Source organism: Agrococcus jejuensis (assembly GCF_900099705.1).
Classification (GTDB): Bacteria; Actinomycetota; Actinomycetes; order Actinomycetales; family Microbacteriaceae; genus Agrococcus; species Agrococcus jejuensis.
The window spans coordinates 2,363,586-2,385,937 of sequence record NZ_LT629695.1 but is presented as its reverse complement, the minus strand read 5'-3'; the positions used below and the strand labels follow the sequence as shown (position 1 = coordinate 2,385,937).

At 72.7% G+C, this 22,352-nt stretch carries 26 protein-coding genes, 1 tRNA gene and 1 pseudogene; 12 read left to right on the top strand and 16 right to left on the bottom strand.

What is annotated here, in order from left to right; genetic code table 11:
- Positions 1 to 8 precede the first annotated feature (8 nt).
- Complete coding sequence (locus BLQ67_RS11315; protein WP_092506906.1) at positions 9 to 752, bottom strand: response regulator transcription factor; 744 nt, start codon at positions 750 to 752, stop codon at positions 9 to 11.
- A 104-nt stretch (positions 753 to 856) separates the two neighbouring features.
- Here BLQ67_RS11315 and BLQ67_RS11310 point away from each other — a divergent pair, with 104 nt between their 5' ends.
- Positions 857 to 1,270 (top strand): SAM-dependent methyltransferase, encoded by a 414-nt coding sequence (locus BLQ67_RS11310; protein ID WP_092505139.1) that lies wholly within the window; start codon positions 857 to 859, stop codon positions 1,268 to 1,270.
- A 12-nt stretch (positions 1,271 to 1,282) separates the two neighbouring features.
- On the opposite strand, the gene BLQ67_RS11305 is transcribed toward BLQ67_RS11310, so the two are convergent.
- Entirely contained in the window at positions 1,283 to 1,774 is a 492-nt protein-coding gene (locus tag BLQ67_RS11305; RefSeq protein ID WP_092505137.1) for a PaaI family thioesterase, read from the bottom strand.
- 95 nt (positions 1,775 to 1,869) lie between these two features.
- Entirely contained in the window at positions 1,870 to 2,514 is a 645-nt protein-coding gene (locus BLQ67_RS11300) for a TetR/AcrR family transcriptional regulator (RefSeq protein ID WP_197674600.1), read from the bottom strand.
- A gap of 85 nt (positions 2,515 to 2,599) precedes the next feature.
- Here BLQ67_RS11300 and BLQ67_RS11295 point away from each other — a divergent pair, with 85 nt between their 5' ends.
- From BLQ67_RS11295 to BLQ67_RS11285, 3 genes are all read left to right on the top strand, one after another.
- A complete protein-coding gene (locus tag BLQ67_RS11295; protein ID WP_092505135.1) occupies positions 2,600 to 3,550 on the top strand; it encodes a quinone oxidoreductase family protein in 951 nt (316 codons plus the stop codon).
- A gap of 91 nt (positions 3,551 to 3,641) precedes the next feature.
- Complete coding sequence (locus BLQ67_RS11290) at positions 3,642 to 4,253, top strand: YqaJ viral recombinase family protein (protein ID WP_092505133.1); 612 nt, start codon at positions 3,642 to 3,644, stop codon at positions 4,251 to 4,253.
- 13 nt (positions 4,254 to 4,266) lie between these two features.
- The gene (locus BLQ67_RS11285) at positions 4,267 to 5,007 is read left to right on the top strand and encodes an alpha/beta fold hydrolase (protein WP_157674819.1); all 741 of its coding nucleotides are present in this window, start codon (positions 4,267 to 4,269) and stop codon (positions 5,005 to 5,007) included.
- 13 nt (positions 5,008 to 5,020) lie between these two features.
- Here BLQ67_RS11285 and BLQ67_RS11280 read toward each other — a convergent pair whose 3' ends face one another.
- The gene (locus tag BLQ67_RS11280) at positions 5,021 to 5,713 is read right to left on the bottom strand and encodes a DUF998 domain-containing protein (RefSeq protein ID WP_092505129.1); all 693 of its coding nucleotides are present in this window, start codon (positions 5,711 to 5,713) and stop codon (positions 5,021 to 5,023) included.
- 67 nt (positions 5,714 to 5,780) lie between these two features.
- Here BLQ67_RS11280 and BLQ67_RS11275 point away from each other — a divergent pair, with 67 nt between their 5' ends.
- The 7 genes from BLQ67_RS11275 (at position 5,781) to BLQ67_RS11245 (ending at position 11,934) form a co-directional block, all read left to right on the top strand.
- Positions 5,781 to 6,746 carry an NADP-dependent oxidoreductase gene (locus BLQ67_RS11275; protein ID WP_231945031.1) on the top strand — a complete coding sequence of 322 codons (966 nt, stop codon included), beginning with the start codon at positions 5,781 to 5,783 and terminating at the stop codon, positions 6,744 to 6,746.
- 290 nt (positions 6,747 to 7,036) lie between these two features.
- Positions 7,037 to 8,452, top strand: coding sequence for a sensor histidine kinase (locus BLQ67_RS11270; RefSeq protein WP_172802307.1), 1,416 nt, complete (start codon positions 7,037 to 7,039; stop codon positions 8,450 to 8,452).
- The gene (locus BLQ67_RS11265; RefSeq protein WP_092505125.1) at positions 8,449 to 9,096 is read left to right on the top strand and encodes a response regulator transcription factor; all 648 of its coding nucleotides are present in this window, start codon (positions 8,449 to 8,451) and stop codon (positions 9,094 to 9,096) included. The genes BLQ67_RS11270 and BLQ67_RS11265 overlap by 4 nt, the downstream gene beginning before the upstream one ends.
- Before the next feature lie 309 nt (positions 9,097 to 9,405).
- A complete protein-coding gene (locus BLQ67_RS11260) occupies positions 9,406 to 10,395 on the top strand; it encodes an intradiol ring-cleavage dioxygenase (protein ID WP_092505123.1) in 990 nt (329 codons plus the stop codon).
- 35 nt (positions 10,396 to 10,430) lie between these two features.
- The gene (locus tag BLQ67_RS11255; RefSeq protein WP_092505121.1) at positions 10,431 to 10,643 is read left to right on the top strand and encodes a Sec-independent protein translocase subunit TatA/TatB; all 213 of its coding nucleotides are present in this window, start codon (positions 10,431 to 10,433) and stop codon (positions 10,641 to 10,643) included.
- Positions 10,640 to 11,425: a twin-arginine translocase subunit TatC gene (gene tatC / locus BLQ67_RS11250; protein WP_092505119.1), complete on the top strand. Its 786-nt coding sequence runs from the start codon at positions 10,640 to 10,642 to the stop codon at positions 11,423 to 11,425. Before BLQ67_RS11255 ends, tatC begins: the two co-directional genes overlap by 4 nt.
- Complete coding sequence (locus tag BLQ67_RS11245; protein ID WP_092505117.1) at positions 11,422 to 11,934, top strand: twin-arginine translocase TatA/TatE family subunit; 513 nt, start codon at positions 11,422 to 11,424, stop codon at positions 11,932 to 11,934. Before tatC ends, BLQ67_RS11245 begins: the two co-directional genes overlap by 4 nt.
- A gap of 58 nt (positions 11,935 to 11,992) precedes the next feature.
- Here the strand turns inward: BLQ67_RS11245 and rplA are convergent, their stop codons facing one another.
- The 6 genes and pseudogenes from rplA to BLQ67_RS11215 form a co-directional block, all read right to left on the bottom strand.
- On the bottom strand, positions 11,993 to 12,682 hold the full coding sequence (gene rplA / locus BLQ67_RS11240; protein ID WP_092505115.1) for a 50S ribosomal protein L1: 690 nt from the start codon (positions 12,680 to 12,682) through the stop codon (positions 11,993 to 11,995).
- 85 nt (positions 12,683 to 12,767) lie between these two features.
- Positions 12,768 to 13,199 carry a 50S ribosomal protein L11 gene (rplK, locus tag BLQ67_RS11235; protein ID WP_092505113.1) on the bottom strand — a complete coding sequence of 144 codons (432 nt, stop codon included), beginning with the start codon at positions 13,197 to 13,199 and terminating at the stop codon, positions 12,768 to 12,770.
- A gap of 60 nt (positions 13,200 to 13,259) precedes the next feature.
- Positions 13,260 to 13,871 (bottom strand): annotated as a pseudogene (gene nusG, locus BLQ67_RS11230) (transcription termination/antitermination protein NusG); the annotation flags it as partial.
- Positions 13,872 to 13,975: 104 nt separating this feature from the next.
- Positions 13,976 to 14,269 (bottom strand): preprotein translocase subunit SecE, encoded by a 294-nt coding sequence (gene secE, locus BLQ67_RS11225; RefSeq protein WP_231945030.1) that lies wholly within the window; start codon positions 14,267 to 14,269, stop codon positions 13,976 to 13,978.
- Between the two features lie 67 nt (positions 14,270 to 14,336).
- Positions 14,337 to 14,409: transfer RNA gene (locus BLQ67_RS11220), tRNA-Trp, on the bottom strand.
- A 207-nt stretch (positions 14,410 to 14,616) separates the two neighbouring features.
- On the bottom strand, positions 14,617 to 16,956 hold the full coding sequence (locus tag BLQ67_RS11215) for an immunoglobulin-like domain-containing protein (protein WP_157674818.1): 2,340 nt from the start codon (positions 16,954 to 16,956) through the stop codon (positions 14,617 to 14,619).
- Positions 16,957 to 17,165: 209 nt separating this feature from the next.
- Between BLQ67_RS11215 and BLQ67_RS11210 the strand changes: the two genes are divergently transcribed.
- The gene (locus BLQ67_RS11210) at positions 17,166 to 18,359 is read left to right on the top strand and encodes a pyridoxal phosphate-dependent aminotransferase (RefSeq protein ID WP_407922470.1); all 1,194 of its coding nucleotides are present in this window, start codon (positions 17,166 to 17,168) and stop codon (positions 18,357 to 18,359) included.
- Positions 18,360 to 18,477: 118 nt separating this feature from the next.
- Here BLQ67_RS11210 and BLQ67_RS11205 read toward each other — a convergent pair whose 3' ends face one another.
- The 6 genes from BLQ67_RS11205 to BLQ67_RS11180 all read right to left on the bottom strand — a co-directional run bounded on the left by BLQ67_RS11205 (position 18,478) and on the right by BLQ67_RS11180 (position 22,240).
- A complete protein-coding gene (locus BLQ67_RS11205) occupies positions 18,478 to 18,954 on the bottom strand; it encodes an SRPBCC domain-containing protein (protein ID WP_092505106.1) in 477 nt (158 codons plus the stop codon).
- Between the two features lie 59 nt (positions 18,955 to 19,013).
- The gene (locus BLQ67_RS11200) at positions 19,014 to 20,147 is read right to left on the bottom strand and encodes a UDP-N-acetylmuramate dehydrogenase (RefSeq protein WP_092505104.1); all 1,134 of its coding nucleotides are present in this window, start codon (positions 20,145 to 20,147) and stop codon (positions 19,014 to 19,016) included.
- A complete protein-coding gene (locus tag BLQ67_RS11195) occupies positions 20,144 to 20,557 on the bottom strand; it encodes a MaoC/PaaZ C-terminal domain-containing protein (RefSeq protein WP_092505102.1) in 414 nt (137 codons plus the stop codon). The genes BLQ67_RS11200 and BLQ67_RS11195 overlap by 4 nt, the downstream gene beginning before the upstream one ends.
- Positions 20,554 to 21,000, bottom strand: a complete 447-nt coding sequence (locus BLQ67_RS11190; protein ID WP_092505100.1) for an FAS1-like dehydratase domain-containing protein — start codon at positions 20,998 to 21,000, stop codon at positions 20,554 to 20,556. Before BLQ67_RS11190 ends, BLQ67_RS11195 begins: the two co-directional genes overlap by 4 nt.
- A gap of 242 nt (positions 21,001 to 21,242) precedes the next feature.
- Positions 21,243 to 21,836, bottom strand: a complete 594-nt coding sequence (locus BLQ67_RS11185) for an ECF transporter S component (RefSeq protein ID WP_092505098.1) — start codon at positions 21,834 to 21,836, stop codon at positions 21,243 to 21,245.
- A 74-nt stretch (positions 21,837 to 21,910) separates the two neighbouring features.
- Positions 21,911 to 22,240 carry a DUF7882 family protein gene (locus BLQ67_RS11180; protein WP_092505096.1) on the bottom strand — a complete coding sequence of 110 codons (330 nt, stop codon included), beginning with the start codon at positions 22,238 to 22,240 and terminating at the stop codon, positions 21,911 to 21,913.
- Positions 22,241 to 22,352 lie beyond the last annotated feature (112 nt).

Below are 22,352 nucleotides of genomic sequence, written 5' to 3'. Positions count from 1 at the left end.
CAGTGCCGTCACTGCGCTGCGCGCAGCTGGTAGCCGACGCCGCGCACCGTGTGGATCATCGGCTCGCCGAGCGTGTCGATCTTCTTGCGCAGGTACGAGATGTAGAGCTCGACGACGCTCGCGCGGCCACCGAAGTCGTACGACCAGACACGGTCGAGGATCTGCGCCTTCGAGAGCACGCGGCGAGGGTTGCGCATGAGATAGCGCAGCAGCTCGAACTCGGTGGCGGTGAGCTCGACGGCCGTGCCGCCGCGCTGCACCTCGTACGAGTCCTCGTCCATCATGAGGTCGCCGACCCAGAGCACGCTCGACTCCTCGGCCGTCGCCGCGGTGCGGCGGATGAGGCCGCGCAGTCGTGCCACGACCTCCTCGAGGCCGAAGGGCTTCGTGACGTAGTCGTCGCCGCCTGCGGTGAGGCCCGCGACGCGGTCGTCGAGCGAGTCCTTGGCCGTGAGGAAGAGCACGGGGACGTCGAAGCCTGCGGAGCGCATGCGCTGCAGCACCGTGAGGCCGTCGAAGTCGGGGAGCATGATGTCGAGCACGACGGCGTCGGGTCGGAACTCGCGCACCGCCTGCAGCGCCTGCTGGCCGTTGGCTGCGGTCTTGATCTCCCAGCCCTCGTACTTGAGGCCCATGGCGACGAGGTCGGCGAGCGACTGCTCGTCGTCGACGACGAGCACCCGGATGGCCGAGCCATCGGGCCTCGTGAGGCGCGGCTGCGCCCGGAGCTGCTGCTGAGCGGTGTCCATCATGCTCTCCATCCAGCCAGAGCGGCCTATGCGGCGGACATGCTGCATCCTATGCCGTTCCTATGCGGAGTGGATGGGATGTCGCCGGATGCGCCTACCGTGGCCGCATGGCGCTCTCGGCACGGTTGCAGGCGGTGCTCGACGCGCTGCCGCTCGAGCCGGGCATGCGGGTGCTCGAGGTCGGCGCGGGGCCGGGCGCGCTCGCGCGCGAGATCGTGACGCGCATCGGCGACGACGGCGTGGTCGTGGCGTGCGATCGATCGGCGACGGCAGTGCGTCAGATGCGCGAGGGATGCGCCGACGCGATCGCGAGCGGACGCATGCGCGTCGTGCAGGCGGCGATCGAGGACCTCGCGGTCGACGAGACCTTCGACCTCGTCGTCGCGTGCCGCGTCGGCGCGCTCGACGGCCGGCATCCCGAGGCGGGCGCTCGCGCGCTCGACCGCATCCGCGCGCTCGCGCCCGAGGGTCGGCTGCTCATCGACGGCGGCGATCCGCTGCGCGAGGTGCCGCTGCGGTGAGCGCGGCGCGGATCAGCGGTCGACGGGCAGCACGAGCAGGCCGCTCGTCGCCGTCGCGAGGATGCGGCCGCGCGCGTCGAGCAGGCGCGCCTCGGTCGCGATGACCTTGCGGCCGGGCTTCACGACCTCGCCGACGGCCCGCACGGCGTCGCCGGCGAGCACGGGGCGCAGGAATCGCACCGCGAGGTCCATCGACGTGTACATGTGCCCGGCGGGCTGCGTCGAGAACCCCGCGAGGCCGCAGGCGGTGTCGAGGAGCGTGCTCGCGAAGCCGCCGTGCACCGTGCCGACCTGGTTGTAGAGCATCTGCGTGGGCTTGGCGCGCAGCTCGACGCGGCCGGGCTCGGCGACCACGAGGTCGATGCCCCACGCGCTGAGGATCGGCATCTGCGGCACGGTGCCGCGCATGACGCCCAGCAGGTAGTCGAGGCCCGACATGCGACCCAGGGTGCCGAGCGCGTCGCCGGGATCGGTCCATGCGATCTCCGCGCGATGCTCCACCATGGGCCGAGGCTAGCCCCGGCGTCCATGCGCTCCCCCATCGCCACCCATGCAGGGGGGACGGCCGCGCGTGTCACGCGTGCCGACGGGGGACGCGCTCAGCGGCCTGCCGCCCGCTGCCGCTCGAGCGCGTCGAGCACGATGCCGAGGCCGTGGTCGAACTCGCTCGTGAACGAGTAGCGATCCTCGACCCACGTCGTCGCGACGGCGGCGAGGCTCGGATGCGTCGTCGCCTGCTGCGCGATCGCCTCGATGAAGTACTCGCCGTCGACGCCCGGGTCGAAGGGCAGGTTGCGCTCGGTGAGCGCGAACCCGTAGACGTAGGCGTCGACGAGCGAGAACGCGTGCGCCGAGCCGCGCACCGTGAACCCGTCGCGCTGCAGGCACGCGAGCACCGCCTCGTGGTGGGCGAGCAGCACGGGGCCGGGGTCGCGGCGGGACTCGACGAGCGCGAAGGCCCACGGATGCGCGCCCAGCACCGCGCGCACCGACGCACCGTGCGCCACGAGCCCCTCGCGCCATCCCATGTCGGCCGAGGGCGCGGCGACGCGGGCGAAGATCCAGTCGGCGAGCGCGTCGAGCAGCGCGTCCTTCGAGGCGACGTGGTGGTAGAGCGACATGGCCTCGACGCCGAGCTCGCGGCCGACGCTTCGCATGCTCACGGCGTCGATGCCGCCGCGGTCGGCGACGGCGACGGCGGCCTCGACCACGCGCTCGGCCGTGAGCGGTCGCCTGCTCGTCACCCGATCCTCCTTGCGTTCCTTACGAGCGTAAGGCTACGGTATCGCCGTCAGGCTTACAGGTGTAAGGCACGAGCGAGGAGCAGCCATGCGCGCAGTCGTCGTCGAGCGGTACGGACCGCCGGAGGTCGCCCGCGTCGTCGAGCGCCCCGATCCTGCGCCGCGCCGCGGCGAGGTGCTCGTGCGCGTGCACGCCGCCGCCGTCACGTCGGGCGACGCCCGCATTCGCGCCGCCCGCTTCCCCCGCGGCTTCGCGCTGCCCGGTCGGCTCGCGCTCGGCATCCGGGGTCCGCGTCAGCCCGTGCTCGGCGGCACGCTCTCGGGCGTCGTCGAGGCGGTCGGCGCCGAGGTCGAGGCGCTGCAGGTCGGCGACCGCGTCGCCGGCATGAACGGTGCGCGGATGGGCGCGCACGCCGAGCTCGTGGCCGTGCGTGCGACGCGGCTCGCTCGCGTGCCCGAGGCCGTGGCGCACGTCGACGCCGCTGGCGTGCTCTTCGGCGGCGGCACCGCGTGGTCGCTCGTGCGCGACCGCGCGGCGCTCGCCGCGGGCGAGCGACTGCTCGTCGTCGGCGCCTCGGGCGCCCTCGGCACCGCCGCCGTGCAGCTGGGCCGCATGCAGGGCGCGCACGTGACCGTGGTCGCGAGCGCCGCGAACCACGACCTCGCCCGCCGCCTCGGCGCCGACGACGTGCGCGACCGGGCCTCGACGCGCCTCGCCGACCTCGGCGGCTTCGACGTCGTGCTCGACGCGGCGGGCGCGATCGACCGGCGCACGGGGCTCGGGATGCTCGCACCCGGCGGGCGGGTCGTGCTCGCGGTCGCGACCCTCGGCGAGACGATCGTGGCGCGCGGCCCCGTCGTCGCCGGCCCGGCCGACGAGCGAGCCGAGACGTTCGCCGAGCTGCTCGACCACGTCGCCCACGGCCGGCTCGACCCCGTCGTGCGCAGCGCCGGCAGCATCGACGCGATCGCCGAGGCGTACCGCCTCGTCGACTCGGGTGCGAAGGTCGGCAGCGTCGTCATCGAGCCGCAGCGATGACCGATCCCCTGCTCGTCGCCGCCGCCTGACGCATCCGCGCGCCTCGGCGCGTGCGTGCGCCCGCGTCGGCCGTCGGTGCCACGATGGAGGCATGGACCACCCCGTGCTCGACCTCTTCGACGAGGTCGTCGCGCCGGTGGCGCCGCCGTCGCACCTCGACCGCATCCTCTGCCGCTCGAGCGACCGCATCGCCTGGCTGCGCGCCCGCGCGCAGGGCGTCACGGCGACCGACGTCGCCAAGATGACGACCGAGCGATCGATCGCCGCTGTCGTGCTCGAGAAGCGCGGCCGCGGCCCCTGGTTCTCGGGCAACGCCGCGACGCAGCACGGCCGCGACCGCGAGCCGCACATCGCGCGCTGGGTCTCCGACCACTTCTCCATCGCCCCGTCGAACGCGCTCTTCCACGCCGTCGCCGACCGCCGCCACCTCGCGACGCCCGACGGCGTCGCCGACGACGGCCTCGTGCTCGCCGAGATCAAGACGACCGTCAAGGACCTCGCGCGCATCCCCAAGCCGTACCTGCGGCAGATCTGGTGGCAGCAGCACGTGCTCGGCGCCGAGCGCACGCTGTTCGTCTGGGAGCAGCACGACGAGTTCGTGCCCGTGGGCCCGCCGCGCTACCAGTGGGTCGAGCGCGACGATGCCGAGATCGCCCGCCTCGTCGCGACTGCCGACCGGCTCTTCGAGCTGCTCGCCGCCTGAGCCGGATGCTGCCGTGACGATCCTCGCCCTGCACGGCCTCGGCGGCTCGCGCGCCAACGCCCTTGCGTACCTGCCGAAGGACCTGCGCAGCCACGTCGTCGCGCCCGACGTGCGCGCCCACGGCGCGAGCACCCTCGTCGGCGAGGGCGACGACTTCGCGCTCGAGGCGCTCGCCGCCGAATGCGCGGATGCGCTCGCCGCCGAGCACGACGGATCGCCCGTGTCGATCGTGGGCACGTCGATGGGTGCCGCCATCGGGCTGCGCATCGCGCTGTCGGGCCGGTTCGTCATCGACCGCGTCGCCTTCCAGCGGCCGTCGTTCACGCACGAGGCGCTGCCCGCGAACCTCGCCGTCTTCCCCGTCATCGCCGAGCTGCTCGAGCGACACGGGCCGAAGCGCTCCCTCGCCGCGTTGCGCGCATCCGGCGCCTACGACGCCGTGCGCGGCATCTCGCCCGTCGGCGCCGACGCGCTCGAGTCGCAGGTCACGCAGCCGCTCGCGTGGGAGCGTCGCGTGCGACTGCTCGAGATCCCCCGCAACCGCGCCTACGCGCCCGGCGAGCTCGCGTCGCTCGGCGCCGCATCCGTCGTGCTCGCGAGCCCGCGCGACCCCGTGCATCCGCTGCACGTCGCCGAGGAGTGGACGGCGGGGCTCGGCTGCCGCATGCTCGTGTCGCCCGCGCGCGACGACGGCGCCGCCGCCGTGATGGCGTGGTACCGCGAGCAGGTGGGCTCGTTCCTCACCGGGCTCTGACGCCCGCGCGCGATCAGGTCGCGTCGACCGGCTCGCGCTCGGGCTCGGCTCCCGCACCCTCGACGACGATCGTCGTCGGCCCCTGCCACAGGTGCACGACCGCGACCGTGATGAGCCACGCGACGCCGATCGCCGCCGCGACGTACTCGAGCGTCGAGCCAACGTCGGTGTTGCCGCGCGCGAGCGAGATGAGGCCGCCCGTCGCCGCGATGCCCGCCACGAGCACGCCGCCCACGGCCGAGATGCGCCGCATCCACCGGTCCGCGGCCGTCGCGAGCTGCAGCATCGCCCACGCACCCGCTGCGAAGCCCAGCACCGCCGCCACGATGTGCACGGTGTCGCGCGGCGTCGAGTCGCGCGTGAACGGCGCGGGGCAGCCGTCGGTGCAGTTCACCTGCGACGCGACGAGGAACCACGCCGCCGACAGCAGCAGCGAGATCGCCGGACGCCACCGGTCCAGCACGCGGCCGCGCGACCGCACGTCGCGCACCACCCACGCCACGAGCGCGATGCCGACGATCACGAGCACGAAGCCCCAGCGGAACCATTCCTCCGAGCGCATGTACACCGCACCGAGCTCGGAGATGTAGAGGAATCGCTCGTACCGCGCGCGCTGCGTGCCGATGATCACGGTGCCCGCGAGGAGGGCGAGCACGGCGAGCACGCCGACGACGCGATCGGCTCGGGAGGCGCGCACGGAGTGCATCCAGCCAGGCTAGCGATCGATGCACGATCGAAACCTCGGTGTCACACCGCGCGGATAGGTTCGCGACATGGAGACCCCCACCATGCGCGCCGTGCTCATCGACGAGCACGGTCCCGCGAGCGTCGCCCGCATCGGCGAGGTCGCCGCCCCCGTGCGCCTCATGTCCGAGGTGCTCATCGACGTGCACGCCGCCGGCATCAACCCCATCGACGTCAAGACCCGCGCTGGCGGCGGCGCAGCCGCGGGCATCCAGCGCTTCCCCTGGGTCGGCGGGCACGACGTCGCCGGCACCGTCGCCGAGGCGGCGTACGAGCTGCACGACCTGCAGCCGGGGGATGCCGTGTTCGGCATGGCCAACCCGGCGCGCGGCTGGGGCTCGTTCGCCGAGCAGGTCGCCGTGTCGTCGATCTGCCTCGCGCGCAAGCCCACGTCGCTCACGTGGGAGGAGGCCGCGGCCGTGCCGCTCGCCGCGCTCACCGCATGGGATGCGGTCGTGCGCATCGCGCGCGCCCACGGCGGCCAGCGCGTGCTCGTGCACGCGGGCGCCGGTGGCGTCGGCCACTTCGCCGTGCAGCTCGCGAAGTACTTCGGGGCCCGCGTCATCGCGACGGCGTCCGAGGCGAACCTCGACTTCCTGCGCGACCTCGGCGCCGACGAGGTCGTCGACCACACGCGCCAGCGCTTCGAGGAGACGACCGCCAAGGTCGACGTCGTCATCGACCTCGTCGGCGACGTGCACGACGACACCGGCTCGCGATCGCTCGACGTGCTGCGCGCCGGCGGGCTCTACGTCAACGTGCCCACGGGCTCGTGGCCCGGCTACGCCGAGGCGTGCGCTGCGGCCGGGATGCGGTCGACGGGCGTGAAGGTCGAGCCCGACGGCGCGAACCTCGGCATCGTCGGCAGGCTCATCGAGGCGGGCGACGTGCGCGTGCGCATCGACGCCATCCACCCCCTCGACGACGCGGTCGCCGCGTTCGAGCGCGTCGAGTCGGGTCGGGCGCGCGGCAAGGTCGTGCTGTCGGTGCGGTGAGCCGCTGCCGCAGCGGCTCGGCTCTCCCCCTCCAGCTGGTCGAGGAGCGCGCGAGCGCAGCGAGCACGCGTCACGAGACCACGCGACCGCCGCTCCTGCTCGATCACGCACATGGTTGCGTCGAGCGGGCACGTCGCGTGGTCTCGTGACGGCTGCAGCCTTCGGCTGCGGCCTCCTCGACCAGCTGGTGGGGCGAACCCGACGTCTGGCGGACGACCCGCTCCTCCCCAGGGATGAGATGCGCGCGCGAACCCGGGGAACGCGCCGGATGCGCGGCTAGCGTGACGACCATGAAGCTCACCCGGTACCTCGCGATCGCCGCCCGCTGGTGGCCGGCTGCCATCGCGGCCGTCGCCTTCCTGTCGACGGTGCTCACCTGGTACAACCAGTTCTTCGCGATGCTGCTCGCGTGCGGCGCGCTCGCCGTCTCGCGCCGGTGGCCGCGGTGGGCGCTCGTGGCGGCAGCCGTCGCCATGCCGATCGCCGTCATCACCGATCAGCCGTGGGGCGGCTCGTTCACGATGCCGGCGCTCGTCGCCGGCCTCACGGCCGCCATCGCGGTCTTCGACCTCGAGCCCATGCGGTGGCGTCTGTACATCGGTGCGGTGATCGTCGGCGTCGCGACGCTCAGCGGACTCGTGCGCGCGGCGATCGCCGGCGCATGGATGAACGCCTCCTACGGCTACGTCAGCCTCGACGGCGGCATGGTGGTCGGCTTCTTCATCATGGGCGTCATCGCGTGGGCCGTGCCCTTCGGCCTGCGAGCGTTCCGGGACGCCGTGCGCGCCGAGCGCGACAAGACCACCGTGCAGGCGCGCACGGTCGTCGTCGAGTCCGAGCTGCGCGACGAGCGGCTGCGCGCCGACCTCACGCACGACTTCCACGACGTCATGGCGCACTCCCTCGCCGTGCTGGCCGCGCAGGCCGAGGGGCTGCGGCTCACGCACGCCGAGCATCCCGAGCGCATCGACCCCGTGCTCACGACGATCTCCGACACCGCGCGGCTCGCGCTCGTCGAGGTGCGGCAGCTGCTCGAGCGGGTCGACGACGACGCGCGCCGCCCGCAGCCGACGATCGAGGACATCCCGGCCCTCATCGACCAGACCCGCTCGGCGGGCCCGACCGTGACGTTCCACGACGCCGGCCGCCACGGGCACCTGCCGCGGATCGGCGGCATCGCCGCGTACCGCATCGTGCAGGAGGCGCTCACGAACGCGCTGCGCCACGGCGGTCCCGACGTCGACGCCATCGTGACGCTGTCGTGGACCGGCCCCGGCCTGTCGCTCGCCGTCTCCTCCCCCATCCGCGAGCGCGACGCGCTCGGCCCCATCGGCCGCGGCATCACCGGCATGCACGAGCGTGCGAAGCAGGCGGGCGGCTGGGTCGACGTCGACGCCGACGGCGAGCGCTTCGTCGTGACGGCGTACCTGCCGTACGAGCCCGAGGCCCTCGGCTCGACGATCCTCGGCGAGGACCAGCTGCCGACCGTGCCGGTGTCGATCGTGCCGTCGCCGCTCGTGCCGAACCCCATGGCGCCGGCCGCCGCCGACGTCGCGACCGGGCCCATGCCCGCGCCGCCCACGATGCCGACGCCCGCCGCGACGTGGGGCGAGGCGAACGCGCGTCAGGTGCAGCTGGGCGAGCCGGGCGGGCTGTCGTCGCCCGGCTCCGCCCCGGCGCCTCCGCCCGCCGACGGCCGCGCGTGATCCGCATCGTCGTCGTCGACGACCAGGCGCTGTTCGTCGACGGGATGCGCATGATCCTCGAGGCGCAAGAGGGCTTCGAGGTCGTCGGCACGGCAGCGGATGGGGCGGATGCGCTCGCCGTGTGCCGCGAGACGCGTCCCGACGTCGTGCTCATGGACATCCGGATGCCCGTCGTCGACGGCATCGCCGCGACGCGCCTCATCCGCTCGGAGCACCCCGAGCCGCCGCCGCACGTCGTCGTCCTCACGACCGTGCGGCACGACCGCGCCGTGCTCGACGCCATCCGTGCCGGCGCGAGCGGGTTCCTGCTCAAGGACGCGCGGCCCGAGTTCCTCGCGCAGGCGATCCGCGCCGTCGTGGACGGGCAGCAGGTCATCGCGCCCGCCGAGACGTTCGACCTGCTGCGCGCCGCCGCGATCGTGCGGCCGCAGCCCGAGTGGTCGGTGCTCGCCGCGCTGACCGAGCGCGAGCGGGAGCTGTTCGCCCTCGCGGCGAAGGGACGGTCGAACGCCGAGATCGGCGCGGAGCTCTACGTCGCCGAGACGACCGTGAAGACGCACATGCGGGCGATCCTGTCGAAGCTGGGGCTCGCGTCGCGCATCCAGCTCATCGCGTTCGCGTACGAGCACCGGCTGGTGCAGTAGGCGTCTCCGGACCGTTCCCAACAGCTGGTCGAGGAGGCCCCGAGCGCAGCGAGGAGCCGTCACGAGACCACGCGACGTACCGGCTCGACGCGACCATGCGCACGGCTGGGCGGGCGCGGCGCTCGCGTGGTCTCGTGACGCGCGCTCGCCCAAGGGCTCGCGCGCTCCTCGACCAGCTGGTGGTGTCACGTCTCGACCAGGGGCTCTCACGAAGCGTGAATGCGCCTCCTGTGCGTCGTCAGTGCCGCATGCGGATGCTGGACTCCATCGCCGCACCAGTCGGTGCGGCACCGATGGAGGAGGCATCCCATGGCGACCGGCATCCCCGATCCCGACCAGACCCCCGACGGCCCCGCCTACGAGGGCCGCCTGCTCGACCGCCCCGACGAGGAGGTCGTCGACCAGGGCCCCGCGTTCGACGTGCGCACGCTCATGACGCGTCGCGCCGTGCTGGGCCTCGCCGGCCTCGGCGTCGGCGCGACCGTGCTGGCCGCGTGCACGAGCACCGGTTCGACGTCGACGGCATCCAGCTCGACGCCCGCGACGAGCGCGACGCCCACCGAGTCCGCGACGGCGAGCCCCGGCACGTCGACCCTCACGCTGCCGTCGGCCGAGATCCCCGACGAGACCGCCGGCCCCTACCCGGGCGACGGCTCCAACTGGCCCGACGTGCTCGCCGAGTCCGGCATCGAGCGCTCCGACATCCGCTCGAGCATCGGCGTCGACGACCCCGTGCCCGGCGTGCCGCTCGACTTCACCCTCACGATCACCGACATGGCGAACGGCGATGCAGCGTTCGCGGGCGTCGCCGTGTACGCGTGGCACTGCGACGCGGAGGGCCGCTACTCGATGTACTCCGAGGGCGTCGAGGACGAGTCGTGGCTGCGCGGCGTGCAGGTGGCGGATGCCTCCGGTCGCGTGACCTTCACGTCGGTCGTGCCCGGCTGCTACACGGGCCGGTGGACGCACATCCACTTCGAGGTCTACCCCGACCTCGCGTCGATCGACGACGCCGGCAACGCCATCGCGACGTCGCAGCTCGCCTTCCCGCAGGACGTGCTCGACGAGGTGTACCAGCTGTCCGACTACCCGTCGTCGGCGCAGAACCTCGCGCAGATCACGCTCGCCAGCGACAACGTCTTCGGCGAGAACTCCGCCGCGCTGCAGATGGCCACCATCTCGGGCGACACGACCTCCGGCTACGCCGCGTCGCTCGTCGTGCGCGTCGACACCACGACCGAGCCCACGGGCGGCGCAGCCCCCGGCGGCGGCTCGGGTGGCGGCCCCGGCCAGCCCTGACCCATCCATCCGCTCGAATCCCCCAAGGAGAACCCATGCTGCAAGGCCTCACGGGCTGGCACGCCCTCGTCGTGCTCGCCGTCATCCTGCTCGTCTTCGGCGCCACGCGCCTGCCCGCCCTCGCGCGCAGCGTCGGGCAGTCGCTCTCGATCCTCAAGCGCGAGGTCGCCGAGCCGACGCGCGCACCCGCGGATGCGCCGACCGACGCCGACGCGTCCGCCGCCGCACCGACCATCGCCCGACCGTGACCGCGACGACCGCCGACGCCCCGCGCCTGACGCTCGGGCAGCATCTGCGCGACGCGCGCGCGGCGCTCGTGCGGTCGACGATCGCGTTCGCCGTCGCCGCCGTCGTCGGATGCCTCGTGTCGGATGCGGTGCTCGACGTGCTGCGCGCGCCGATCCTCGAGATCGCGCAGACGCGCGACGCGAGCCTCAACTACGACTCCGTCACGGGCGCGTTCGACCTGCGGCTGCGCATCGCCGTGCTGGCGGGCATCGTGCTCGCGGCGCCGTGGTGGCTCGTCGAGGCCGTGCGCTACGTCGGCCCCGGCCTCACGCGGCGCGAGCGTCGGGCGGCGCTCGGCACGATCGCGGCCGCCGTGCCGCTCTTCGCCGCCGGCTGCGCGATGGGCCTCGCCCTCTTCCCGCACATGGTCGAGCTGCTCGCGGGCTTCGCGGGCGACGGCGACACGACCGTGCTGCTCGCCTCGACCTACGTCGACTTCGTGCTGAAGATCGTCGTCGCCACGGGCGTCGCCTTCGTCGTGCCCGTGGTGATCGTGCTGCTCAACGCGCTCGGCGTGCTGCCCGCCGCGACGCTCGCGCGCGGCTGGCGCCTGTGCGTCGTCGCGATCGTCGTCTTCAGCGCGCTCGCGACGCCCGCCGCCGACGTGCTGTCGATGCTGCTCGTCGCCCTGCCCATGACGGCGCTGTGGGCCGCGGCGCTCGGCATCGCGTGGCTGCACGACCGCCGCATCGCTCGCCGTGCGCGAGCGGATGCGCCCGCCCGTGAGGAGGTGCTCGCATGATCGGCGTCAGCCTCGAGAAGCTCGTCGTCGTGCTCGTCGTCGCCGCGCTCGTGCTCGGCCCCACGCGGCTGCCCGCCTACGCCGAGCGCGTCGGCGCCTGGGCGCGTGGGCTGCGCACCTTCGTCGACGCCGCCCGTGCCCGCGCCGAGACTGACCTGGGCGTGCCCGTGCGCGCCGACGAGTGGCAGCGCGAGGTGCAGCGCTACGACCCGCGCCGCATCGTGCGCGAGGCGCTCGGCGAGCCGGTCGTCGCGAACGCCGCGCCGGCCGCACTCGCCGCTCCCGTCGCGCATCCGATGCCCGACGACATCGGGGTCCACGGCACGCTCGCCGACGTGGAGCCTGCGCCCGTCGCCACGCGCACGCGGTGGGTCGTCGCCGGCGGCTCCTCGGGGCATCCGCGCCGCATCCGCGTCGTCGAGCCCATCGAGCCCGAGCCTGAGACCGACGCCGCATCCGAGTCGGCTGCCTCCGCATCCCTCCGCACGGCCGACGCCCCGGCGGCCTGACCCGGGAACGACGAAGGGCCCCGCCGGATGGCGGGGCCCTTCATGCGTACGCGGTGCGTCAGACGGTCGCGACGTCCACGGGGATGCCGGGGCCGAAGGTCGTCGAGACCGACGCCTTCATGACGTAGCGGCCCTTCGACGACGACGGCTTGAGGCGCACGATCTCGTCGAGCGCGGCGCGGATGTTCTCCGACAGCTGCTCCTGCGAGAACGAGGCCTTGCCGACGACGAAGTGCACGTTGGCGTGCTTGTCGACGCGGAACTCGATGCGGCCACCCTTGATGTCCGTGACGGCCTTCGCGACGTCGGGCGTCACGGTGCCGGTGCGGGGGTTCGGCATGAGGCCACGGGGACCGAGCACCTTGCCGAGACGGCCGACCTTGCCCATGAGCTCGGGGCTCGCGACTGCGGCGTCGAACGCCGTGTAGCCGGCGGCCACCTTCTCGATGAGCTCGTCGGAGCCGACCTCGTCGGCGCCTGCGTCGAGGGCTGCCTGCGCTGCCGGGCCCTGCGCGAAGACGATGACGCGCTGGGTCTTGCCGGTGCCGTGAGGAAGGGACACGGTGCCGCGGACCATCTGGTCGGCCTTGCGCGGGTCGACGCCCAGCTTGAGCGCCACCTCGACGGTGGAGTCGGTCTTGGTGGAGCCCGACTCGCGAGCGATCGCGACGGCCTCCTCCGGGGTGTAGAAGCGGTCAGCCTCGATCTTCGCTGCCGCGGCGCGGTACGCCTTGGACTTCTGTGCCATGTTCGTTCTCCTTCAGAGATTCGCGGTGCGCGCCTGGCAGGCGCTCCCACTGGTGGGGCTCACGCCCCGATGATGATGCGGCTGCTCAGCCCTCGACCGTGATGCCCATCGAGCGAGCGGTGCCCGCGATGATGAGCTTCGCGCCGTCGAGGTCGTTGGCGTTGAGGTCGGGCATCTTCTGCGTGGCGATCTCGGCGACCTGAGCGTCGGTGAGCTTGCCCACCTTCTCGGTGTGCGGGACGCCCGAGCCCTTCTTCACGCCTGCAGCCTTCTTGATGAGCTCTGCAGCCGGCGGCGTCTTGAGCACGAAGTCGAACGAGCGGTCCTCGTACACCGTGATCTCGACGGGGATGACGTTGCCGCGCTGCGACTCCGTCGCGGCGTTGTACGCCTTGCAGAACTCCATGATGTTCACGCCGTGCTGGCCGAGCGCCGGACCGACCGGGGGCGCGGGGTTGGCGGCGCCGGCCTGGATCTGGAGCTTGATCAGACCCGTGACCTTCTTCTTGGGTGCCATGTCTCTTCCTTCTTGTCTTCTCGCCGGCCCTCGGGCCGGCATCCCAGCCCTGGCAGGGGCTTAGAGCTTGGTGACCTGCCCGAATCCGAGCTCGACCGGCGTCTCGCGCTCGAAGAGGCTGACGAGCACGGTGAGCTTGCCCGAGGCGGGCTGGATCTCGGAGATGGTGCCGGGGAAGCCCGCGAACGAGCCCTCGGTGATCGTGATGGTCTCGCCGACCTCGTAGTCGACGTCGGTGACGACGGTGCGCTCCTGCTGCGGGGCGCCCTGCTGCTGCTCGGCGAGCTCGGCGTCGGCGATGGGCTTCAGCATCGTGAAGGCCTCGTTGAAGCGCAGCGGTGCGGGGTTGTGGGCGTTGCCCACGAAGCCCGTGACGCCGGGCGTGTGGCGCACGATCGACCAGGTGTCCTCGTTGAGGTCCATGCGCACGAGCACGTAGCCGGGCACGCGCACGCGGTTCACGCGCTTGCCGACGCCGTTCTTGACCTCGAGCACGTCCTCCGTGGGGACCTGGATCTCGTAGACGCCGTCGACCTGCATGTTCTCGGCGCGCGAGGCGATGTTCGCCTTGACCTTCTTCTCGTAGCCGGCGTATGAGTGGATGACGTACCACTTGCCGGGGCGGAGGCGCAGGTCGCGCTTGAACTCCGCGTACGGGTCGACGGCGGGCTCCGCCGCCTCGTCCTTCGGCGTCGGCGCGATGTCGTCGAGCGCGGTCTGCAGGTTGCGGTCGATGTCGTTGGCGTCGCTCATGTCTGTCTCTCCCCCGTCAGTCCTCAGCCCAGTTCCTCGAGCGGCGAGACGCCGGCGAAGACCCACCGCACGAGGCGGCCGAAGACCTGGTCGAGCCCCGTGACGAGCGCCATCATGATGACGACGAACACCAGCACCACGAGCGTGTAGCCCAGGAGCTCGCGCCACGTCGGCGTCACCACCTTGCGCAGCTCGTCCATCACCTGCTTGAGGAACAGGACGATGCCGCCGAAGAAGCGGCCGATCGCTGCGAAGGGGTTGGCTCGGCGCGGGCGCTTCGTCGACGGGCGCTGCTCGTCGATCGCGTTCTGTGCCACGGGGACCCTTCTTCTTCTGATCGAGGCCCCTCGCGGGGCCTCGATGCCCGTCGAGTGACGAGCCGAGCAGGGCGGACAGGACTCGAACCTGCAACCTGCGGTTTTGGAGACCGCTGCTCTACCAATTGAGCCACCGCCCTCGGCGGGTGATCGACTCCATGACCCTGAGATCCCCGTCACGGCGGATCATGCACGCTGGGCGCGCGAGATCATGGCGGTTGTCAACCACCAAGGGTCCAGCATACGTGGCTTCCCAGCGTGCTGTCCACCTGGCGCCGCATCCCTCGGCGCGCCGTCGAGGGCGGGGCGCGTTCGCCCCGCCCTCGCGGTCATGGATGCGCCGGTCCTCAGGCGCGGCGACGTGCGTGCGCGCGCACGCCGATGCCGGCCGCGAGCAGCGCCAGCGCGGCGAGCAGCGCCGCGAGCGCCGGCTCGACGCCCGTGCGCGGCAGGCCGCCCAGGTCGCCGTCGACGTCGGCGACGTCGTCGCCCGCCTGCGGACCCGGGCCGCCCGTGGGCGTGGGCTCGTCGGTCGACGCGGGCTCGACGGGCGGATCCGTCGGCGCCACGGCCTCGGCGACGACGATCGTGCGGGTCGCGACCGCCTCGTTGCCCGCCGCGTCCGCGACGCGGTAGGTCAGCGCGTACGTGCCGGCCGTCGCGGTGTCCACGACGCCCTCGACGACGATGGCGGCCGTGAGGTCGCCATCCTCGTCGTCGGTCGCCGTGACGCCCGCCATGGGGTCGAACGCGCTGCCGAGCGCGATCGGCGCGTCGTCGACCGGCAGCGCGATCTCGGGTGCGACCGCATCCTGCGTCAGCGTGACCTCGTCGACGACGACGCCGTCGAGCGTGCGGTACGACGTCACCGTGATGGCCCCCGCGGCGACGTCGACCACCGAGTAGGTGGGCGTGCGGCCCTGATCGAAGACCGCGACGTACGGAGCGACGGCGGTCTTGGGCGTGTAGTACTTCGATCCGCTCGACGAGTTGAGCGTGATGTACAGCACCTGGCCCTCCTCGGCACGCAGCTCGTCGCCGATCGCGGCGCCTGGCTGCGGCTCCGCCGCCGCTGCGACGTCGGGGCGCAAGGGCTCCGTGCCCTCCATGAGGTACGAGCGCGCGTACGAGTGGTCGTGGCCCTGCAGCACGAGGTCGACGCCCAGCTCGCTGAAGACGGGCGCGAGCGCCTCGCGTCGCTCGGCGGTCGCCGACGACGTCGAGTGGTTCGCGACCGAGTAGATCGCGTGGTGGAACTGCACGACGACCCAGTCGGCGTCGGCGCCCTCGGCGGCGATCGTCTCGCGCAGGAACTGCTCGTGCTCGCCGTACGCCGTCGAGTTCGCGTCGAGCTGCAGGAACAGCACGCCGCCCATCTCGTACCAGAAGTCGCCGACCGTCTGCGTGATCGGCTGCCCGAGCGACGTGGGGTTCGGGTGCGCGAAGTGCTCGCTGTAGAGCGAGGAGCCCACGTCGTGGTTGCCGTTCACGACGGCGAACGCGTTGGTGCGCAGCTCCTCGGGCTGGAAGTACGCGTCGTACTCCGCCGTCGAGCCCGCGGACTCGACCTGGTCGCCGAGCGACGAGATGAAGGCGGCGTCGGGGTCGGCAGCCGTCGCGGTCGTGAGGGTCTGCTGCCAGCCGATGCCGTCGGCGTCGCGGTCGCCCGACGAGCCGATCTGCGCGTCGCCCATCGCGAGGAACGACCAGTCGCCCGCGACGTCCTGCACCGTGAAGGTGCGCACGTCGGTCCAGCCGTTCGCGTCGCTGCCGACGCGGTACGCCCACTCGCCGGGCGTCAGCCCCGTGAGCGTGGCATCGTGCCAGACCGTGCCGCGCGCCGAGGGCCCGGCCTCGGGCGTCGCGACCTGCGCATCAGCCGGCATCGCGCCGTCGACGAGCGTGGATGCGGGAGCGACCTGCGCCACCTGCGGCTCGTCGGTGGTCGACTGCCAGACGACCATGCGCTCGGTCTCGTCGGCGCCGACCATGAGGCCGACGTGGCTGATCTCGGGCTCGACGGTCGTGGGCACGAGCGAGTCGAAGCGGAGGTAGATGTCCGACGACGTCTCGCGGTCCTGGTAGAGCGCGACGGCGACGACGTTCTCGCCCTCCTGCAGCAGGCCGCCGTCGATCGTCACGGTCGACTCGACCGGGCGACCGCCGTTCGTGCCCCAGTACTGCAGGTTCTGCGTGACGCCTGCGGCGTTGAGGCGGGCAGCCTCCTGCCCGTTGACGTAGACCACGGCGGCGTCGTCGAAGACGATGTCGCCGACGAGCTGGTCGGCGACGGCGAGCGTCTTGGCGTCGACCGTCACGGTGGTGCGGAAGAAGTACGTGCGCACGTTGTCGGTCGAGCCGGGAGCGAGGCGCTCGAGCTCGGTGACGTAGGGCTGGCCGTCGACGTCGAGGCCGTTGCCGCCGCGCTTGGCGCCGAAGCCGCCGAGTCCCTCGAGCCACGCGTCGTCGTCGTACGACGTCGTGGTCCACGACGCAGGGTCGGCGGGCAGCGGGGCGGGATCGGTGTCGTCCTGGAGGTAGGACCAGGTGGTGTCGGCGCCGATGAGCGAGGGCTCGGCGGCCTCCGCGGCAGGGGCGGCGACGCCGATGGCTGCGGCGCCGGCAGCGGCCGCGGTGGCGAGCGCCAGGGCGCGCGTGAGCACGCGCGCGATGGGTCGTCGATGCATGGTGAGATTTCCTCGGTTTGTTGGAGTCGCGGCGATGGCCGCGCCGCCAGCCCATCCATGCGCCATGTCCCGGCGGTGAGCACTCGCCCAACGCGCGACGGTGCGACGGTGAACACCTGCCCGACGCGGACACGCGACGCCGCAGCGCCGACCAGCCGCGTCGGCGCGGCCCTCGTGGCCGCATCCGCAGATGGCTAGCCTTGGGAGTCGTGAGCCGCATCTCCCAGCGCATCGCCGCCATCAACGAGTCCGCGACCCTGAAGGTCGACGCCAAGGCCAAGGCCCTCAAGGCCCAGGGGCGAGACGTGATCTCGTATGCGGCGGGCGAGCCCGACTTCCCCACGCCCGCGCACATCGTCGAGGCGGCATCCCGTGCCGTGCTCGACCCCGCGAGCCACCGCTACACGCCCGCCGTCGGCCTGCCCGACCTGCGCGAGGCGATCGCCGCCAAGACGCTGCGCGACTCGGGCACGACCGTCGACGCGAGCCAGGTCGTCGTGACGAACGGCGGCAAGCAGGCCGTGTACCAGGCGTTCCAGGTCATCCTCGACCCGGGCGACGAGGTGCTCGTGCCCACGCCGTACTGGACGACCTACCCCGAGGCGATCGCCCTCACGGGCGCGCGCCAGGTCGACGTGTTCGCCGGCGCCGACCAGGGCTACAAGGTCACGGTCGAGCAGCTCGAGGCCGCCCGCACGCCCCAGACGAAGGCGCTGCTGTTCGTGAGCCCGTCGAACCCGACCGGCGCCGTGTACTCGCCCGACGAGGTGCGCGCGATCGGCGAGTGGGCCGAGGCGAACGGCCTGTGGGTCGTGAGCGACGAGATCTACCAGAACCTCACCTACGACGGCGTGCGCGCCGTGTCGATCACCGAGGCCGTGCCGGCGCTCGCCGACCGCACGATCCTCGTGAACGGCGTCGCGAAGACGTACGCGATGACCGGATGGCGCCTCGGCTGGATGGTCGGCCCGAAGGACGCGATCGCCGCCGCCGCCAACCTGCAGTCGCACCTCACGTCGAACGTGAACAACGTCGCGCAGAAGGCCGCCATCGAGGCACTCACGGGGCCGCAGGATGCGGTCGAGGAGATGCGCCTGGCGTTCGACCGCCGCCGCCGCCTCGCGGTGTCGGAGCTGTCGAAGATCGACGGCATCACCGTACCGACGCCCGAGGGCGCGTTCTACGTGTACGCCGACGTGCAGGGCCTGCTCGGCCGCGAGTGGGCGGGGTCGACGCCCACGTCGTCGCTCGAGCTCGCCGACATCATGCTCGAGCACGCCGAGGTCGCCGCCGTGCCCGGCGAGGCCTTCGGCCCCTCCGGCTACCTGCGCTTCTCGTACGCGCTCGGCGACGCCCCGCTGCTCGAGGGCATCCAGCGCCTGCAGCGACTCTTCGCGTCCTAGTCGAGGGTTTCGGCCCGATGTGAGGTCACATCGGGCCGAAGCCCTCGACTCGGCCAACGTTCTGAGGTTCTCGGCCCCTTCTGATGTCAGAACGGGCCGAGAACCTCAGAACGTCTCGTCAGACGGCGCTGGCGATCGCCTCGAGGCGGCGCAGCGCCTCGGTCCACGCCGCCTGCAGCGCTGCACGGTCGTCGTCGTCGCCCTCCCACGGCTCGTGGTGCAGGTCGATGGTCGCGCCGCCGTGGTCGCCGTCGTGGAACTCGGCCGTCACGATCGCAGGATGCTCGCCCGCGTGGCGATAGGAGTGGCGCACGCTACGGCCGGGCTCGATCTCGTGCACCTCGCCCCACACGCGCTCGTCGGATCCCGCCGCATGCTCGACGATCGCGCCGCCCGCATGCTGCTCCACGTGCAGATCGGATCGGTGCGCGCGGCCGTGCAGCCACCACGACCCGAGATCGCGGAGGTAGGCGTCGAACGCGCGAGAGCGCGAGACGTGCAGCTCGAGGTGCTCGTGGTCGCGCGGGGCGGCATCCTCGCGGTCGGTCGTCGCGTCGTCGTGATCGGTCGGGCGGTCGGCGTCTGCGGCATCCATGGCGCCCCACCATCCTCGCCACGCGAGCGACGAGCAAGGCGTTGCGCGCAGGAGCCCCGTCAGACCTCGAGGCCGACGAGCACGGGCTCGGGCACGAGGTGCACGCCCAGCTCGGACTCCACGCGCGTCTGCACGAAGCGCGCGAGGTCGGCGACCTGCTCGCCCGTCGCACCGCCGCGGTTCGTGATCGCGAGCGTGTGCTTCGACGAGATCGCCGCCTGCGAGTGCGGCAGCGCATAGCCCTTGCCGATGCCGGCGCGCTCGATGAGCCACGCCGCCGACAGCTTCACGCGCGACTCCACGGGCTCGCGCACCGGGATGTGCGTGTCGGCATCCAACGGCACGATCGTCGCGGTCGCCTCGGGCGCCGTCGACCAGCGCGGCGCATCCTCGGGCAGCTGCGCCGCGAAGCGCCCCGACACGATCGGGTTCGTGAAGAACGAGCCCGCCGACACCGAGTCGAGGTCGTCGGACAGCACCATGCCCTTCGACGACCGCAACGCCAGCACGCTCTCGCGCACCGCGTCGAGCGGCACGCGGCGGCCGAGGTCGATGCCGAGCGCCTGCGCGAGCTGACCGTACGCGACGGGCTGGCTCAGCGCATCCGCCGACCGTCGCAAGCGCAGGTCGACCGACAGCACGAGCCCCTGCAGGTCGCCGCGCTTCAGCGCCGAGTCGCGGTAGCCGAGCCGCAGCTGCGACGCGGGCACGTGCCGCACCTCGAGGGTGTCGGCGTCGAGCAGGTCGATGCCGACGAGGCACGCGCCGACCTCCTGCCCGTACGCGCCGATGTTCTGGATGGGCGCGGCGCCGACCGAGCCGGGGATGCCGCTGAGCGCCTCGATGCCTGCCCAACCCTCGGCGACCGTGCGCTCGACGAGCGCATCCCACGACTCCCCCGCCTCGACGCGGATGACGATGGATGCGTCGTCCGGCTCCTCGTCGCCCGCCGGCCGCTCGCGTCGTGCCGCCGCGGGCAGCACGGCGATGCCCGACGTGCGCATGCGCAGCACCGTGCCCTTGAAGGGCTCGTCGGAGGCGACGGTGTTCGAGCCGCCGCCGAGCAGCACGTGCGGCTCGTCGTCGGTGATCAGCGCGGTGTACGCCTCGACGGCCTCGTCGCGCGTGGACGCGTCGATCCAACGGTCGGCCTCGCCGCCGACGCGCATGGTCGTCGCATCCGCGAACCTCATGGCAGGCGCACCACGACCTGGGCCTTCGCGAGCACCGTCTGCCCGCCGAACGACACCGTCAGGTCGATGCGCGCCGTGCCGTCGCCGGGCAGCTGCCCGACCTTCGCCTCGACGCTCACGTCGGCGCCCGCATCCGCGTCGACGACCACGGGACGCGTGAAGCGCACCTGGTAGTCGGTCACGCGGCCCGGGTCGCCGAGCCAGTCGACGACGGGCTGCACGGCCTGTCCCATCGTGAGCATGCCGTGCGCCAGCACGCCCGGCAGGCCGACGGCCGTCGCGACGTCGTCGCGGTAGTGGATGGGGTTGAAGTCGCCCGACGCCCCCGCATACCGCACGAGCGACTCGCGCGAGAGGTGGATGTCGCGGGTCGCGACGACCTGGCCGACCTCGAGCTCAGCGGCGCTCATGCGTCCCCTCCCACCACGAGGCTCGAGAACGCGGTCGCGACGAGCGTGCCATCCGCATCCGTGATCTTCGCCTCGGTCGACACCATGGCGTTGCCGCCGAGCGCGCGCACGGTGGTCACGCCGAACGCGACCTGCAGCTCGTCGCCTGCGACGATGGGGCGCTCGATCGTGAAGCGCTGGTCGCCGTGCACGACGCGCGACAGCTCGATGCCGGCGGTGTCGTCGGCGAGCAGCTGGTCGAGGCCGCGCTGCGAGACGACGATCGCGAACGTCGGCGGAGCGACGACGTCGGCGTACCCGGCGGCGCGCGCGGCGTCGACGTCGTGGTGCACGGGATGCGTCGCTCCGACGGCTGCGGCGAACTCGCGCACCTTCTCGCGACCGACCGCATACGGCGCGGTCGGCGGGTAGGTGCGCCCGGACAGATCAGGGGCGACAGGCACGTGGCGAGCCTACCCGGCGGGGGTGGGTGGGGCTGCGGATGCGGGTGGCCTGCCGGGTCGTGGGTCTGCGTTGTGCAGGCGATTCCGGGTCTTGAGGGGAATCTTCCCTCGAGAGGCGGAATCGCCTGCGAAACGAACCCCGTGGGCTGCGCTGGCGTGCGTAGTGCAGGCGATCCGGGGTGGCGGAGGGAAGATACCCCTCCGCCACCCCTGATCGCCTGCGAAACGCAAGCGCCGACGCGTCAGTCGACGGGCGCGACCGCGGGCTCGGGCTGCGCGGCGACGCGGTCGCGCCTCCATTGGAACGCCGGGGGGCCGACGCCGGCTCGGCGGGCTGCCTTCGCGATCGCGAGGCCGAGCGCGACGCTCGCGACCGCCGACACCAGCGTGAGCGCGGAGAAGAGCACGACGGCGACGGGCTCGAACTGGTCGAGGCCGAACGATGCCGACGCGAGGAACGGGTACGCGACGCCCACGACGACGGCGCCGAGGTAGTACTGCCACACGCGGAACCAGCGGTACGCGACGACCAGGAAGCCGATCTCGACGAAGAACGCCCACCACACGTTCGTCGCGACGCTCATGAGGCCGTAGCCCGAGAAGGGCGCCGTCGCGAGACCCGAGACGAGTCCGACGAGCAGCGCGGTGCCCGGGCGCTGCAGCAGGCGCATCCCGATCACGGCGGGCATCAGCCACAGGCCCGCGAGCCCCACGGAGACGAACGGCACGGTTGCGAACAGCACCGTCGACAGCCAGTTGGCGGGTGCGAGCAACGCCGCGCCGGCGACGCCGATGACGGCGCACGTGAGCAGGTACTGCGTGGTGAGGCGGCGCATGGCGGCCCTTCGCGTCGGCGACCTGCGCGGATGCGGTCGCGGCTGCAGGCAAGGGTACCCTCACCATCACGGCGTCAGTGCTGCCAGGCCGGCGGCATCGTCGCCTCGCGCACCGCCTGCGCCTCCCCGACCAGCCGCAGTCCGCGGAGCGTGCCGGCCATGCCCATCATCGCCTGCACCCACGACTGGCTCAGCAGCGGCGAGCGCGAGCCCGCGTACCGCAGCTGCAGCGGGTTGCCTGGCGAGAGCCAGAGCTCGATGCGGGCATCGTCGGGCGCGGGCGTCGTCCACGACACCATGAAGCCCTCGCGGCGGCGGTACTTGGCGACGACCACCGACTCGAGATGCGCGAGCATGCGGTCGTCGATCTCGTACTCCGTCGACCCGTAGACCAGCTGCCCCATGGTCGAACCGTAGGACGGCCGCATCCGCGGCATGCGAACGGGTCGGTCGAGCACGCCTCGTGCTACGCGCAGGCGAGCGGGCGCGCGTGCGCTCGCACCCCGTCGAAGTCCA

What these genes read in the sequence shown, in the direction of transcription:
- BLQ67_RS11315 (WP_092506906.1), bottom strand. Translation starts at nt 752, where the DNA reads ATGATGGACACCGCTCAGCAGCAGCTCCGGGCGCAGCCGCGCCTCACG.
- BLQ67_RS11310 (WP_092505139.1), top strand. Translation starts at nt 857, where the DNA reads ATGGCGCTCTCGGCACGGTTGCAGGCGGTGCTCGACGCGCTGCCGCTC.
- BLQ67_RS11305 (WP_092505137.1), bottom strand. Translation starts at nt 1,774, where the DNA reads ATGGTGGAGCATCGCGCGGAGATCGCATGGACCGATCCCGGCGACGCG.
- BLQ67_RS11295 (WP_092505135.1), top strand. Translation starts at nt 2,600, where the DNA reads ATGCGCGCAGTCGTCGTCGAGCGGTACGGACCGCCGGAGGTCGCCCGC.
- BLQ67_RS11290 (WP_092505133.1), top strand. Translation starts at nt 3,642, where the DNA reads ATGGACCACCCCGTGCTCGACCTCTTCGACGAGGTCGTCGCGCCGGTG.
- BLQ67_RS11280 (WP_092505129.1), bottom strand. Translation starts at nt 5,713, where the DNA reads ATGCACTCCGTGCGCGCCTCCCGAGCCGATCGCGTCGTCGGCGTGCTC.
- BLQ67_RS11275 (WP_231945031.1), top strand. Translation starts at nt 5,781, where the DNA reads ATGGAGACCCCCACCATGCGCGCCGTGCTCATCGACGAGCACGGTCCC.
- BLQ67_RS11270 (WP_172802307.1), top strand. Translation starts at nt 7,037, where the DNA reads ATGAAGCTCACCCGGTACCTCGCGATCGCCGCCCGCTGGTGGCCGGCT.
- BLQ67_RS11260 (WP_092505123.1), top strand. Translation starts at nt 9,406, where the DNA reads ATGGCGACCGGCATCCCCGATCCCGACCAGACCCCCGACGGCCCCGCC.
- BLQ67_RS11255 (WP_092505121.1), top strand. Translation starts at nt 10,431, where the DNA reads ATGCTGCAAGGCCTCACGGGCTGGCACGCCCTCGTCGTGCTCGCCGTC.
- BLQ67_RS11245 (WP_092505117.1), top strand. Translation starts at nt 11,422, where the DNA reads ATGATCGGCGTCAGCCTCGAGAAGCTCGTCGTCGTGCTCGTCGTCGCC.
- rplA (WP_092505115.1), bottom strand. Translation starts at nt 12,682, where the DNA reads ATGGCACAGAAGTCCAAGGCGTACCGCGCCGCGGCAGCGAAGATCGAG.
- rplK (WP_092505113.1), bottom strand. Translation starts at nt 13,199, where the DNA reads ATGGCACCCAAGAAGAAGGTCACGGGTCTGATCAAGCTCCAGATCCAG.
- BLQ67_RS11215 (WP_157674818.1), bottom strand. Translation starts at nt 16,956, where the DNA reads ATGCATCGACGACCCATCGCGCGCGTGCTCACGCGCGCCCTGGCGCTC.
- BLQ67_RS11205 (WP_092505106.1), bottom strand. Translation starts at nt 18,954, where the DNA reads ATGGATGCCGCAGACGCCGACCGCCCGACCGATCACGACGACGCGACG.
- BLQ67_RS11200 (WP_092505104.1), bottom strand. Translation starts at nt 20,147, where the DNA reads ATGAGGTTCGCGGATGCGACGACCATGCGCGTCGGCGGCGAGGCCGAC.
- BLQ67_RS11195 (WP_092505102.1), bottom strand. Translation starts at nt 20,557, where the DNA reads ATGAGCGCCGCTGAGCTCGAGGTCGGCCAGGTCGTCGCGACCCGCGAC.
- BLQ67_RS11185 (WP_092505098.1), bottom strand. Translation starts at nt 21,836, where the DNA reads ATGCGCCGCCTCACCACGCAGTACCTGCTCACGTGCGCCGTCATCGGC.
- BLQ67_RS11180 (WP_092505096.1), bottom strand. Translation starts at nt 22,240, where the DNA reads ATGGGGCAGCTGGTCTACGGGTCGACGGAGTACGAGATCGACGACCGC.